Source organism: Halegenticoccus soli, assembly GCF_002844195.1.
Classification (GTDB): domain Archaea; phylum Halobacteriota; class Halobacteria; order Halobacteriales; family Haloferacaceae; genus Halegenticoccus; species Halegenticoccus soli.
In genome coordinates this window covers 207,907-221,096 of the sequence record NZ_PEND01000005.1, presented here as the reverse complement: position 1 = coordinate 221,096, position 13,190 = coordinate 207,907, and the positions used below count along the sequence as shown (strand labels likewise).

Sequence of the window (13,190 nt, the reverse complement as noted above, 5' to 3'; positions counted from 1 at the left end):
CCGAGTCACGTGCGAACAATCCCCGAGGATTTATTAACGATGCTCATGATGTAGTTGACGATGCCCTCGGCACTAGACCGATCTGCAGACGATCCGGACGGACCGTCCGGAGCGCGATCGGACGGGTTCGCAAGCGGCGTTCGGACGAGGTTCGAGCGCTACAGGAACCTCCAGTTCACCGACCCGGAGATCGCCGCGATGCTCCTCGCGCCCGTCGTCGCCTACCTCGTCGCCGTGTCGTACTACCCGATCGCGGCGACGATCTGGACGAGCCTCCACGACAACGCCCTCGGTCTGCGCGGTCCGCCCGAGTTCGTCGGGCTCGAGAACTACCGGTCGCTCCTGAGCAACGGGAGCTTCTGGAACAGTCTGAAGGTGAGCCTCATCTACACCGGCGTGAGCGTCCCGATCGAACTGGCGCTCGGGATGGGTATCGCGCTGCTGGTGAACCGGCGGTTCAAGGGGAAGTTCGTCGCGCAGGCCGCCATCCTCTTTCCGTGGGCGCTCCCGACGATCATCAACGCCCGCATCTGGCAGTGGCTCTACCACGGCGAGTACGGGGTGTTCAACGACATGCTGCTCCGCGTCGGGCTGATCGAAAGCCCCTACGCGTTCCTCGCGCACCCGACCTCGGCGATGGCCGCCATGCTCGTCGTCACCATCTGGAAGACCAGCTCGTTCATGGCGCTCATCCTGCTCGCGGGCCTGCAGAGCATCCCCGAGCACCTGTACGAGGCGGCCGAGATGGACGGGACCTCGCGCTGGCAGCGGTTCACCGACATCACGCTCCCGCTGCTCAAGCCGACCATCCTGGTGGCGCTCATCTTCCGCACGCTCCCCGCCTTCCAGGCGTTCGGACTCCCCTACGGGTTGACCGGCGGCGGACCGGGGGAGTCGACGACGACCCTCGTGCTGTTCGACCACCGGATCACGTTCTCGCAGCTGGCCTTCGGCGAGGGCTCCGCCGCCGCCACCGTCATCACGCTCATCGCGCTCGCCATCTCGATGGTGTACGTCTCGACGCTCTACGAGCCGGAGGTGCGCTGAGATGGCCACCGTCGACGGAGCGGACGAGCGGTACTCGTCCCTCCAGCGGATCGGCGAGGCCGTCGGCTTCTACGGCGCCATCGCCGTCCTCGTGGCCGTGTCCTTCTTCCCCGTCGTCTGGATCCTGCTCACCTCGCTCAAGCAGCCCGCCACGATCGCCCAGTTCCCGGTCGAGTACGTCCCCGATCCCGTCACGCTGGAGAACTACCGCACCGCGTTCGAGCAGGCCCCGTTCGCCAGGTACCTCTTCAACAGCTTCGTGGTCGCGGGGTCGACCGCGATCATCGACGTCGTGCTCGGCGCGATGGCCGGCTACGCGCTCTCGCGGCTTGAATTCCGCGGCAAGCTCCCGATCCTGCTTTTCATCCTCGTCTCGGCGATGCTCCCCTACATCGGGCGGCTCATCCCGCTCTTCCAGCTCTTTCGGTCCTCGGGGCTGCTCAACAGTTACCTGGGCCTCATCCTGCCGTACGCCGCGTTCCAGCTCCCCTTCGCCGTGTGGATCTTCCAGGCGTACTTCAAGGAGCTCCCGGACTCCCTGGAGGAGGCGGCCCTCATGGACGGCCTCTCGCACCTGGGCATCCTGTTCCGCATCATCCTCCCCGTCTCCGCGCCCGCGATGGCCACGACCGCCATCATCGTCTTCGTCTACGCGTGGAACGAGTTCCTGTTCGCGCTGACGTTCATGACGCAGGACGAGATGCGGACGATCACCGTCGGCATCGCGCTCTACCAGGGGCAGTACACGTTCCCGTGGGGGACGATCTCGGCGGCCACGTTCGTGTCGATCGTCCCGCTCGTCCTCTTCATCCTCTTCTTCCAGCGGAAGATCGTGCGGGGGCTGACCGCCGGTATCGGGAAGTAGTCCGATCGGCGGACGTTCCTCCGTGCGCCGGTCGGACGCTCCCGCGGCGGCACCCCGACCGCATAGGAACGAAAATAATTGGACGATCGATCGAATCAAAAATCCGATTTGACGCCCACAGGCCGGTTCGACCGCTCGGCGTCCGTCCGCTCGACGAACTGTCGCGGGAGCCGACCGCCGACGCGTTCTCCGGAACGCGAGACGGTCGACCGCCCCTCGACGAATCCGAGGAAACCGGCTGAAAACCGGTCAGCCGAGCGAGCACGGCGGTCGAACGGTCCCGCGGCGCGAGGTCGATCCTCGGAGCGGCGCTTCCGCGGGAAACGGGCGCGAGTTCGCGCTGCTGCGCCGCGATCGGGGGTCGGGAACCTGACGGTGCGGCGATTGGCCGCCGGCCGTCGGCGGGTCCCGTCGCCCCGGACGGTCCGCCCTCCCGCGTTCGTCGCCGTCGCCTCTCACTCAGCCAGCTGTTCAATCGCTCACATCGAGATGTTCTCGGTTAGTGTACGAAGACTTGTCTCCCCACTCCGCCGAACGGGCTTCTGCGGACGGCGGGAACCGGAATCGATCGACGTCGGTCGACGACGGACGAACCGACGGCGGGATCGGAAAACGCCTCTCCCAGCGAACCGGCGAAGTGGGGGCGTCTCGCCACCAACGTGTTTGCTAGAAAAACTTAAAATCCGAATTTTTGACGCCTTCTCTACCGTGTAGCGGAGAGAATTGCCGATTTGATATCACTTCACCATCACTAACGTTCGTTACTTTTATTCGGATCATAACGGAACGAATTTAACCGTTGAGGTCGGACCTAATAGCACGTTCTGTGTTCGGCATCTCCCTCAACCCGATTCAGCGAGTGTTGTTAGCCATCGGCCACCTGCTGGCCCGCCTAGACGTTATTGACAGGCGGCGCGTCCATCGGACGACGCGGCTAGCGTGGCCGCGCATCGTTACCGGCCTCGCCCGGATGTCGAAGTCGGCCGTCGACGTCGGGATGGTCGGCGTCGCCGTCGGACCGGCCGCGATCGCGGGCGTCGGCTTCGCGTCCCCGTTCTGGGGGCTCGCGTTCGCGCTCGGCGGCGGCGTCGCGGGCGGGACGATCAGCCTCGTCTCTCAGCGTTACGGCAGCGACCGGCACTACGAACTCGATCTCGCCGTGAAGGCGAGCGCGCTGCTCGCGGCGGCGATAACGCTCCCGCTCGCCGCCCTCTTTTGGATCGCGCCGGAGCCCCTCATCTCGCTCGTCGGCTCCGGCGGCGACTCGATCGCGTACGGAGCAACGTACCTCCGGGTCGTGGGGCTCGGAGTCCCGTTCGCGGCCCTGAACCTCGTCGGGAGCCGGACGCTCGTAGGCGCCGACGACGCGCGGATCCCGATGGTGCTCCGCGCCGGCGGGGCAGTCATCAACGTCGGTCTCAACGCCGTACTCATCTTCGGCTTCGGCTTCGGCGTTCTTGGGGCGGCGATCGGGACCGTCGTCGCGAACGTCGTCGTCGCGGCCGCGTTCGCGTGGGGTCTCGTCGCGGGTCGCCTCCCGTTCGTCGGAGCGTTCCCGGTGACGGTGAGCCTCTCGGGCCCCTATCTAGATTTCCCGATAGCGCGCCAGCTCGTCGACATCGGGACGCCGCTCGTCCTGACGAACGTCGCTCGGACCGGCGGGCAGTTCCCGCTTCTCGCGATCGTCGGACTGTTCGGGCCGAACGTGGTCGCCGCGTTCGTCATCGCCCAGCGTGTCCGGGCGCTGATGGACACGCCCGGCTGGGGGTTCAGCCTGGCTTCGAGCAGCCTCGTCGGGCAAGCCCTCGGCGTCGGCGCCGAGCGCAGAGCCGAGGGGTACGCGCGGGACGTGCTCCGCTTCGCGCTCGCCGTCTACCTGCTCGCGGCCCTCCTCGTGGGGATCTTCTCCCAGCCCATCGGCCGGGTCTTCGTCGACGACCCGGCCGTCCTTCCGCTCGTGGACGACCTCATCTACGCCGCCTGCGTGAGCGTCGTCTTCTACGGCGTCATCGGCGGCGCGACGGGGCCGCTTCGGGCGAGCGGGGACACGCGGTGGCCGCTGTACGGGCAGGCGCTCGGACTGTACGTCTTCGCGCTCCCGATCGCCTACCTCGGTACAGTGACGCCGCTCGGCGTCGTCGCGCTCTCCCTGGCGCTCGTCGTCGAGACGCTCGTCCCCGCGCTCGTGACGTACTACCGGTTCGACACCGGGCGCTGGAAGGCGGTCAGCCGGTCGTATCGCCCTGGACCCGCCGACGACTGAGCGGCGCTGCGGGTCCGCGCTCACCGAAGTCGGATCACTTCCCGAAGCCCGGGGAATCCGTCGTAGATCCAAAGCGAGAGGGCGAATGTGGCAATGACAAGCTGGGCGAGGAGCCCCTGGGTCAGATCCAGGCTGAGAATCCGTCCAAGATACGGGACGAAGTACTCCAGGAATCGTCCGACGAACTCACCGCGTTCGGGGTCGCCGGACGACCGGCTGATCGGCCAGAGGAACCGGTGTAGCGGCAGCTCGCCGTTCTGGAGGTACTCCGGCACGGCGTCACCCAGCAGGTGGAGGAGGTATCCGACGGCGAACGCGATCCCCGTCCGGGGGTACCCGATTCTGCGGGCGAGCACGACCGCGCCCGCGGACAGGGGCACGGCGAAAAACACGGAGTGTCCGAGCGCGTACCCCGACGCGAACACGCCGAACTCCCACGCGAGCGTTTTGTCGATGAGGTCGGGGAGGAGCGACGCGAATATGACGCAGAGCGCGCCACGTCCGTCGGGGGAGTCCCGGTAGACCGCGTGACACCACGCCGAGTAGGCGACGTAACCGAAAATCGCGTGTTCCCAGGGCCACATTGAGCGGGTTCCTCCGTCGAGACCGAGTGCGGGCGACGTCGACCGTACTCTCGGATCGAGAGTACGGTCCTCGTGTACAACTCCCTCCGTGATCATATGGGCGTTCTGGCTCGGTTCCCTCATCTCCGCCGTCTCCCCCCCGTACTGTTCGGTGAGAGTTTACAGCGCGGTTCGGACGACCGAAGCGAGGTTCGACCGCGTGTCCGCCGAACGTCGAGTTCCACCGAATCCGCGGAACGTCAATCTGCGCGTACAGATTCGCGACCCGCACTGAGTCGCGCGCCGGCGCGAGCGAACCTCCTTATCCCGGTTCAACCATTTTCCCACCATGGACGGGACGGACTCGGTGGACATCCGCTACCGAGAACACGGAGGGGTGAAGGAGTTGATCGACGTCGTCGTCTACGCCTTCGAGGAGATCAGCCTCGGATTCGAGTACGGCGACGCCGAGCACGTCCGGGGACCGGGACTGCTCGTGGTGATCGCGGCGGGTTGTTCGCTGAGCGAGTACGCGGACCCGATGGGCGACAACCGGTGGCCCGTGGACCGGTGTCGAAACGTCCACGCGGATCTCACGGCCTTCTGTGAGGTCGCGAGGGAGGTCGCTCTGACTCGCGACGGCGGCGTCGTCGTCGGCGTCGACGGCGAAATTCAGCGGCCGATGGTCCGGCTCAGAACGCTCTCCGAGCGGGAGATCGAGGCGCTCGGAGGTGAGATAACTACTCAATACGCCGACTGGATGGGATCCAGACACATGAGCGCGCTTGACACCTCCGTTCGAAGTGACGTCGTCACCGCGATCACCCTCAGCGAGGAGGACGGACGCGTCACCGCGTTTCAGGACGGCAAATTCGAGGACGTGAAGCGCGACGAACTCTGCGCGAAGTGGCGGTCATCCGGCGCTGACCGGACGCCGCCGGACGACTTCCCCTCGTGGACGTGAACTGATCTTCCCCTGTGAGTTGGCCGCTCCTCTTTCGTTTTCTTCAAATCACTGTTCATAGTTTATTCAGTTAGTACAACGATGAAATACTCACTGCTTATTATCTCGCGCAACAGTCTCCCGAGTAATGGTACTAGCGTCAAAGCGAACACTGATGATCACCGTGATCGTCGGGTTGCTCCTCGTCGGAGCCGGTTCGACGGCTACCCTCGCGGCGGGCGGGGGCGGTGAGTCGGACGCAGACGTGACGGAGATCGGCAGCCAGGACATCGCGATCACCGACACCACGCTGTCGATCACGGACGTGCACGTGACGGGAGACGGACTCCCGAGCGAATCGATCGACGAGCGGCGGTACACAATCGACGACGCGACGTTCACCCTGCGCGGGCTGACGGTTACCTACCAAGGGCAGACCTACGAGATCTGCCGCATCACGCTGACGATCGACGACGTCGGGATCGTCCTACAGGACGTCTCGATCGGCAACTGAGCGCCATTCGCGTTTTTTAATCCGCGCCGGAGAGAACGTCCCGGACGCTCACCGAAGTCGAATAGCTGTGAGTCTCTCCGGCGCTGAGCAGAGTTCGCTAGGATTAATATCCGGATCGATAACCACGTAAAGTACAATGACGGCATCCGAAACGGACGAACGCGAGCGCCCCTCGTCCCTCCTGATAACGGTCGAACCGGACGAGGAGACGGCGGCCGAGCGAGAGCGCGAACTCGTGAGGAAGCTGGAGCGCGGCGAGCGGATCCCGCGAGTGATCTCGTTCGAGACGCCGTCGCAATTGCGGCGGCTCTTCACCGGACGAAACGAGGAACTGATCCGGGAGGTGAAGCGCGAACCGCCGGCGCACATCCAGGATCTCGCCGAGCGCGTCGGCCGAACCCGCTTCGAGGTGGCCGGAGATCTCGACGTGCTCGCGGAGTACGGGATCGTCCGATACCGCGACGACGAGGAGTCGGAGATGCCGTACGTCCCGTACGACGAGGTGCGGATCGAGTACGACCTACTTAGATCGATCTGACGGACCCGCCATACCGACGCTATCCCGTCGTCGTCGGTTCGATTTCGACGGCGACCTCGTTTCGCCGGAGGAACGGCGGCGTCCACGGATCGTCGTACCACATCAGGAACGGCCGTCCGTCGGCTTCGATTCCACGCTCGCGCAACTTTTCCGCCAACGTCCGCTCCTTCCGCGCGAACGATCGCCCTCAGGCGGTTCGTCCGCGTTCCGGCGACGGATACGCCGTTATCGCCAGAAGAATCAGCACGCAGACGCAGAGAACGCCGGCGAGCGCCGCGAACGCGCGCTGCCACCCGAAGGCCGACGCGACGGTGCCAATGCTCGTGGCGCCGAGAGCCCCGACGAGGAGATAAACCGTTCGAACCAGCCCGAAACCGGTGCCGCGTTCACCCGCCCGCAGGTGATGGAGAAACCGCGCCTGCACCGGCGGGGCCCACGTCCGGGACGCTCCGACAAGTCCCACCGCGACGACGAGAGCGGCGGACGAGACGTGGACCGTCAGCAGACACAGCCCCCCGATGCCGGCCAAGAGCGTTCCGCCGATCGTCAGGCGGTGGTCGAACCGATCGGACAGCCACCCGCTCACCGGCTGAAACAGCGCCCCGACGACGAAATACGTCCCGTAGAGGGCCGCCGCGTGCGTCGGCGAGAGGCCGTGGTACCGCTGGAGCCCCGTTGGCAGGAACGCGAAGGCGGCGACGTCGACGAACTGGGCGAGGCTCGCGAGGAGCGTCGTCGCCGCGATCGGCGGCCGCGAGAGCAGCGCGCCGAGTCGGCGCAGGCGGAGTCGCTCGCGCAGCGCCGCTCGATCCGGGGCGGGCGTCGTCGGACGCATGAACACCGACAACCCGAGGGCGATTGGGACGAGGAGGAGTCCGGCCACGAGCAGCGCGCTCCGCCAGCCGTGCCGGATGCCGACGCCGGCGACCAGAAGCGGCGCCGCGACGCCCGCCCCCTGACCGCCGACCCGGAATACGCCGAGCACGCGCCCGGTCCGCTCGTAGAGCCGATCGAGCAGGGTCGTAGACGGGCTGTAGTAGAGCCCGCCGCCGACCCCGATCAGCACCGCGAGGGACAGGAACAGGGCGTACGACGGAGAGAGCGCCAGCAGGATGGTCCCGCCGCTCGCGATGACGACCGCGCTGAGTATCACCTTCCGTTCGCCGTACGAGTCGCTGAGCGCTCCGCTCGGCAACTGTGCGAGCGCGGCCGTGCTCCGCACGCCCGTAATGGCGAACCCGAACAGCCCGAACGAGACGCCGAGCGTCGAGACGATCTGCGGCCCGAGCGCGCTCACGGCGGCGGTGCTCAGACGGACGCCGAAGTAGACCGACATGCAGAGCGCGAGGACCTCGGTCCGGTACGGCCACGGCCACCCGTCCGCGCTACTCATGCCGATGAACCCTCCTCGAACGTCGAAAATTCGACCAGTCGGCGACGATCGAGTCGGCGTCGATTTCCCGCGCCTTCGACGCCGTGTCCCCGACTGCTCGCAAATATACTATACACACAAATGAAATGAAAAGATTTGATATATCTGATCTTACCATCAAACGAGTTATGTTTCCGACTATCTACTTGTATATTAGCAAGCGAACGAATCGCTGAAAATGCGCGACAGAAACAGGACGATCGTTCATGCGAGTTTACGCCGACGACGGCGGTGCGGGATCCGGTCCGCGCGTGCGGCACGATCGCGGTGCGCTCGGCTCGCTCCCTCCGCAAGGTCAGCTCGCTCTTTCGCGGATACCGTCCGTCGAGGCCGGCGTCCGGTCGGAGCGGGACTCGAAACTGCGCCCGCCGCGCCCGCCGAACGATCGCCTACGACGCCCCGACGACGCGGACGATCATCACGTCGTCGTCCTCGTAGACGACCCGGTAGCGATCGGAGTGCAGAAGCGAGTTCCGCATCGACGCCGGTTGCTCCTTCGGGTGGCCGCGGACGGTGTAGGAGTCGGTCGGAACGTACAGGTAGTCGGGGCGGATTCCCTGCCGCTGGAGGCGGGTCGTGAGACACTGCGCGGAGTGACAGTGCGAGAGGCGGCGGTACTGGCGCAGTTGCTCGCGGTACTGTTCGGGCGTGGTCCACTCGACGCCCCACGGGCCGACGAGCATCGTCCGGTTGGTGAGGTACGGGAACCACTCGGCGCCGTCTCCGAGCGCGACGAACGTCGCGTTCTCGGGCGTCTCCGATCGGATCCACGTCATCGCGTCCTCGTCGTCGTCGCCGACGTACGCCGGCAGCGACGCTCCCCCGTCGACCGGCTGTCCTGCCGCGAAACCGCCGCCGGCGACGACCATCGCGCTGACCAGCGCCACCGCCGCGATCGTCGACGCCCACCGGATCGGGGGGAGCGGAAGTTCGCGCGCGTCGAGCAGTTCGCCGACGAACGCCCCGACGAGCATCGCTCCGGGGACGAACGCGAAGCGGAGTTCGTTCGCGACCGCCAGCGCGAAGAGGAACCAGACGGGGACGAGGAGTCGCCGCCGAGCCGCGAGGGTCAGACCCCCCAGGATCGCGAGGCCGGTCCAGAGTCCCGTGAAATGATCGAACATACGCGGGCGCGCGAGTCGGGTCACCGCGGTCCCGACGTCGGTGCTGAGTCCGCCGTGCGTTCCCGCCGCCATGAGGAACGTCTCCGGCCCGTGGGCGAGGCTCACGTGGAGGATCCACGGGGTCGCGAACGCGACGCCGCCGAGGGCGACGATTGCCCCGTTCGTCAGCCCGCGGATGGACCGGTCGACGAACGCGAACAGGAGCAGGTAGCTCAGCCCGAAGAACGTCGCGTACGTCGGGTGCGAAAGGACTGTCAACCCGAAGAGGCCCGCCGAGGGGAGGAGCCACCGCCGCCGGCGCGTCCGGAACAGCTTCGTCCCGCAGTACAGCCCTGTGACGAGCAGCAGGAACGCCGGCGCACGGACGATCCCGCCCGCGGAGATGTGCCACTCGAGGACGACGGGCGCGGTCGCGAAGGCGACGGACGAGAGGCTCGCCTTCCGGACCGATCCCGTGAGTTCCCTCGACAGCGCGTAGAACGGCGCGACGGTGAGCACGGTGACGACGCCGGGGAGGACGCGGGCGACCTCAATCGGATCCGCGCCGAGGTCGAAGAGCGCGGCGATCAGATAGAAGGCCAGCGGCGGGTAGGCGAATGGAACACCGCCGCGGGTGTAATCGGGGATGCGGGTCGGCAGCAGGTACCCGCCTTCGTGGATCTGCTCGGCGATCGAGAGAAACAGCCCCGCGCCGTAGGCGGGGTAGGGGTGGGTCTGGTAGTACAGTGCGGTGGTCGCCAGGGCGACCGCGAGCCCGGGAGCCAGCCAGACGCGGTCGTCGTCGAGGATCCGATCGACGATCCGTTCGACGTGCGACGAGAGGGTGCTGTGGTTGCGGTTACGTCTGCTCATCTATCTCGGTGGGGGTGCGCGCCCGTCGCGTTCGCTGCGTGAGCGGAATGCGCGCCCGGAGGCTGATGGAGGGCGCGGACGGGAGAGACGCTCGGGGACGCGCCGTTCGCGAACGCCTCGTCCGACAGCGGTTGCCGTTACTGGCGATATATTGAGTACCCATATGAGTATTGCGGACTTCGTACGGCTACGTTGGCGACGGAAGCGACGCGCAGCAAGCGGTTTGAGCCGCCGGTAGCCGGACGAAACCGCCGCGAAACCCGGTCCGTCGGCGAGCGCGGCTGCGTCGACGGGGTGTTCGTGCCATCGCTGGGCGACCGAATCGGAGCTCCGCGAAAAGAACCGGTGGACGACCGGCCGGAACGCGCTACAGATCCCGGGGCTGGACGGTTTTTCTGCCGTTTTCGTCGGCGCGCTTGCTCGCCCGGTCGAGGAGGGTCTGTACCTCCTGATCGAGCGCGTCGTAGAAGTCGCCCGAGACGTTCTTTCCGCTCAGCTCCTCTTTGACGGCCGATTTGACGATCAGGTCAGCCATTGCAGGGCGTTGGTTCGTCCACCTCGCGGATAAACGTTTGGCCTTAAAATCCCGTATCACCCTTCGAGAGGGCCGATGGTGCGATAAGATCACGGGATAGGTTCTGGAATAAATCGGGGCCCCATCAACATCGAAGTGATTCCGGACGCGTCAGGTCGCGTCAGAAACGCCGCCCGGGACCTCACGGACCAAAGAATCGGTCCGGCTTCAGCCGCGAGAGTCGCATCGCGTTCCCCGTCACGCCGAGACTCATCCCCATATCACCGACCACGACGGCGAGCGCAACACTCACGTGTCCCAGCGGGACGCCGAGCGCGAGCAAGAACTTCACGCCGAGGCTCGACCAGATATTCTGCCGAATCACGCTATTGGCCCTGTTCGAGAGCGCGTACAGATACGGGAGCTTTTCGACATCGTCTCCCATCAGGGCAACGTCCGCCGTTTCGAGGGCGGTGTCCGTTCCGGCCGCTCCCATCGCAATCCCGACGCTTGCGCTCGCGAGCGCGGGCGCGTCGTTGACCCCGTCGCCGACCATCGCCACGTCGCCGTATTCCGACCGTAACGACTCGATGGCCTCGACTTTCTCGTCGGGGAGGAGTCCGGCGCGGAACGCATCGACGCCGACCCGATCGGCGATCGCGCGGGCCGTCCCCTCGTTGTCACCGGTGAGCATCACGATACGGCTGACTCCCAGTTCGCGCAGGCGGTCGACGGCTCGCTTTGAAGCGGGGCGTACCTCGTCGGCGATCGCGATTACGCCCAGTAGCTCTGTCCGCGTCCCGACGAAAACGACCGTCTTGCCCTCCCGTTCCAGCGCGGTTGGCGTCTCGTCGCCGCAGCTGTCGTCGGTCTCCACGACTGCGCCGTTCCGGACGGTGCCACCGTCGGGTGCGCGGGAGGCACGCGACAGGTCGAGCCCGAGTTCCTCGAACAGCGCGGGCTTCCCCGCGTAATACGTCTCGTCGTCAATCTCGCCGCGAATCCCCTTGCCGGTCAGGCTCTCGAAGGTATCCGGTTCCGGAATATCGACGACGCCCGCCCTATCGGCGCGGGCGATGATCGCGTCGGCAATGGGATGTTCGCTCCGCCGCTCCAACCCGGCGGTGTACCTCAGGAGGGCCGTCTCGTTCGTATCGCCGAGCGGGACGACGTCGGTCACGGCGAGTTCGCCCTTCGTGAGCGTCCCGGTCTTGTCGATCGCCACCGCGTCGACCTCGCCCATCGCTTCGAGGTAGTTGCCGCCCTTGATGAGGACGCCGTTCTTCGCGGCACTGGTGATGCCTGACACCACGGAAACGGGCGTCGAGATGACGAACGCGCACGGGCAAGCGATCACCAGCAGGGTGAGACCGCGAACGAACCACGTCCGCCACGGCCAGCCCAGTGCGAACGGCGGTACGACAGCGGTGAGAATCGCCAGTACGACGACGGTCGGCGTGTAATAGCCCGCGAATCGGTCGACGAACCGCTCGGTCTCGGTCCGCTTCGATTGGGCACCTCGCACCATCTCGATGATCCGCGCGAGCGTCGAGTCCGACGCCAGCGACGTGACCTCGACCTCGAGGTAGCCCTCCTCGTTGATCGCGCCGGCGTACGCCTCGTCACCTGGGGTCTTGTCGACTGGGACGCTCTCGCCGGTGATCGGTGACTCGTCGACGGCGCTCTCACCTTCGACGACTCTCCCGTCGAGCGGAATCTTCTCGCCGGGGCGAACGACCACGACCTCGCCCACGTTCACATCCTCGACCGGCACGGTCACTTCTTCACCGTCTCGCCTGACGGTCGCCTCGTCCGGCGAGAGCTCCATCAGTTCGCGCAGCGAGTCGCGCGCCCGGTCCATCGCGTAGCCCTCGAGGAGTTCGGCGAGGCTGAAGAGCACGGCTAGCGTCGCGGCCTCGACGAAATACCCGATACCGGTGGCGGCGACGATCGCCGTACCCATCAGCAGGTCGATGTCGAGGCTCCGGTTCCGCGCCGAGTAGTAGCCGCTGCGCACCACCGGAACCCCGCTGGCGGCGACAGCGCCAAGGAACGATACGTCGGCGAGCGAGAGCGGACGCCCCAGAGCGGTCGCGACGGTGAGGTTCTGGGCCGGCAGGAGGAACTCGAAGAGGAACCCGACCGCGACGAACACCGCGCCGATCCACGTCTTGACGCCGCGGGGACTCGTCCACACCTCCGACGCCGGCGCGACTCCGACGGCGCCGGCGTCCGCTTCCCCCGAGCCAGTCGCGTCGCCGACGACCTCGTAGCCCGGACCCTCGATCGCCGCGATCACGTCGGCTCTGGACACCCGGTCGGGATCGTATGTCACCGTGGCCGTGCCGGTTGTGGGTCGAAGGTCGGCCCCGACGACGCCGTCGACGCGCTGGAGGCTCTTGTCGACCTTCCCGGCGCAGGAGGGGCAATCCATCCCCGGAACTGAGAGTCGGGCGGACGCGGTCGCCCGCTTTCCGTCCCCGTTCGCCCCCGCTCCGTCTGCGTTCTCGGTCATCGCACCTCCCTACGCCGACG

Annotated in this window: 11 protein-coding genes and 1 pseudogene; 6 read left to right on the top strand and 6 right to left on the bottom strand. The window is 66.5% G+C overall.

Going from position 1 to position 13,190, the window contains the following annotated elements; translation table 11 throughout:
• Positions 1–60 precede the first annotated feature (60 nt).
• The 3 genes from CNO20_RS14925 (at position 61) to CNO20_RS14915 (ending at position 4,175) form a co-directional block, all read left to right on the top strand.
• On the top strand, positions 61–1,047 hold the full coding sequence (locus tag CNO20_RS14925; RefSeq protein WP_101296928.1) for a carbohydrate ABC transporter permease: 987 nt from the start codon (positions 61–63) through the stop codon (positions 1,045–1,047).
• Position 1,048: 1 nt separating this feature from the next.
• Positions 1,049–1,912: a carbohydrate ABC transporter permease gene (locus CNO20_RS14920; RefSeq protein ID WP_101296927.1), complete on the top strand. Its 864-nt coding sequence runs from the start codon at positions 1,049–1,051 to the stop codon at positions 1,910–1,912.
• Between the two features lie 826 nt (positions 1,913–2,738).
• A complete protein-coding gene (locus tag CNO20_RS14915; RefSeq protein ID WP_199174865.1) occupies positions 2,739–4,175 on the top strand; it encodes an MATE family efflux transporter in 1,437 nt (478 codons plus the stop codon).
• Between the two features lie 20 nt (positions 4,176–4,195).
• On the opposite strand, the gene CNO20_RS14910 is transcribed toward CNO20_RS14915, so the two are convergent.
• Positions 4,196–4,759 (bottom strand): metal-dependent hydrolase, encoded by a 564-nt coding sequence (locus tag CNO20_RS14910; RefSeq protein ID WP_101296926.1) that lies wholly within the window; start codon positions 4,757–4,759, stop codon positions 4,196–4,198.
• A 328-nt stretch (positions 4,760–5,087) separates the two neighbouring features.
• Here CNO20_RS14910 and CNO20_RS14905 point away from each other — a divergent pair, with 328 nt between their 5' ends.
• The 3 genes from CNO20_RS14905 (at position 5,088) to CNO20_RS14895 (ending at position 6,733) form a co-directional block, all read left to right on the top strand.
• Positions 5,088–5,702 carry a diadenylate cyclase gene (locus CNO20_RS14905; protein WP_101296925.1) on the top strand — a complete coding sequence of 205 codons (615 nt, stop codon included), beginning with the start codon at positions 5,088–5,090 and terminating at the stop codon, positions 5,700–5,702.
• A gap of 127 nt (positions 5,703–5,829) precedes the next feature.
• Positions 5,830–6,195 carry a hypothetical protein gene (locus CNO20_RS14900; RefSeq protein WP_143423235.1) on the top strand — a complete coding sequence of 122 codons (366 nt, stop codon included), beginning with the start codon at positions 5,830–5,832 and terminating at the stop codon, positions 6,193–6,195.
• Between the two features lie 136 nt (positions 6,196–6,331).
• Complete coding sequence (locus CNO20_RS14895; RefSeq protein ID WP_101296923.1) at positions 6,332–6,733, top strand: HVO_A0114 family putative DNA-binding protein; 402 nt, start codon at positions 6,332–6,334, stop codon at positions 6,731–6,733.
• A 19-nt stretch (positions 6,734–6,752) separates the two neighbouring features.
• Here the strand turns inward: CNO20_RS14895 and CNO20_RS14890 are convergent.
• From CNO20_RS14890 to CNO20_RS14870, 5 genes and pseudogenes are all read right to left on the bottom strand, one after another.
• A pseudogene (locus CNO20_RS14890) lies at positions 6,753–6,902 on the bottom strand (heme-binding protein); the annotation flags it as partial.
• 18 nt (positions 6,903–6,920) lie between these two features.
• The gene (locus CNO20_RS14885; RefSeq protein ID WP_101296922.1) at positions 6,921–8,126 is read right to left on the bottom strand and encodes an MFS transporter; all 1,206 of its coding nucleotides are present in this window, start codon (positions 8,124–8,126) and stop codon (positions 6,921–6,923) included.
• Positions 8,127–8,554: 428 nt separating this feature from the next.
• On the bottom strand, positions 8,555–10,141 hold the full coding sequence (locus CNO20_RS14880) for a glycosyltransferase family 39 protein (RefSeq protein WP_101296921.1): 1,587 nt from the start codon (positions 10,139–10,141) through the stop codon (positions 8,555–8,557).
• Positions 10,142–10,508: 367 nt separating this feature from the next.
• Positions 10,509–10,676 (bottom strand): DUF1931 domain-containing protein, encoded by a 168-nt coding sequence (locus CNO20_RS14875; protein ID WP_101296920.1) that lies wholly within the window; start codon positions 10,674–10,676, stop codon positions 10,509–10,511.
• A gap of 181 nt (positions 10,677–10,857) precedes the next feature.
• Entirely contained in the window at positions 10,858–13,170 is a 2,313-nt protein-coding gene (locus CNO20_RS14870; protein WP_101296919.1) for a heavy metal translocating P-type ATPase, read from the bottom strand.
• Between the last annotated feature and the right edge of the window lie 20 nt (positions 13,171–13,190).

What these genes read in the sequence shown, in the direction of transcription:
- CNO20_RS14925 (WP_101296928.1), top strand. Translation starts at nt 61, where the DNA reads ATGCCCTCGGCACTAGACCGATCTGCAGACGATCCGGACGGACCGTCC.
- CNO20_RS14920 (WP_101296927.1), top strand. Translation starts at nt 1,049, where the DNA reads ATGGCCACCGTCGACGGAGCGGACGAGCGGTACTCGTCCCTCCAGCGG.
- CNO20_RS14910 (WP_101296926.1), bottom strand. Translation starts at nt 4,759, where the DNA reads ATGTGGCCCTGGGAACACGCGATTTTCGGTTACGTCGCCTACTCGGCG.
- CNO20_RS14905 (WP_101296925.1), top strand. Translation starts at nt 5,088, where the DNA reads ATGGACGGGACGGACTCGGTGGACATCCGCTACCGAGAACACGGAGGG.
- CNO20_RS14900 (WP_143423235.1), top strand. Translation starts at nt 5,830, where the DNA reads ATGGTACTAGCGTCAAAGCGAACACTGATGATCACCGTGATCGTCGGG.
- CNO20_RS14895 (WP_101296923.1), top strand. Translation starts at nt 6,332, where the DNA reads ATGACGGCATCCGAAACGGACGAACGCGAGCGCCCCTCGTCCCTCCTG.
- CNO20_RS14885 (WP_101296922.1), bottom strand. Translation starts at nt 8,126, where the DNA reads ATGAGTAGCGCGGACGGGTGGCCGTGGCCGTACCGGACCGAGGTCCTC.
- CNO20_RS14880 (WP_101296921.1), bottom strand. Translation starts at nt 10,141, where the DNA reads ATGAGCAGACGTAACCGCAACCACAGCACCCTCTCGTCGCACGTCGAA.
- CNO20_RS14875 (WP_101296920.1), bottom strand. Translation starts at nt 10,676, where the DNA reads ATGGCTGACCTGATCGTCAAATCGGCCGTCAAAGAGGAGCTGAGCGGA.
- CNO20_RS14870 (WP_101296919.1), bottom strand. Translation starts at nt 13,170, where the DNA reads ATGACCGAGAACGCAGACGGAGCGGGGGCGAACGGGGACGGAAAGCGG.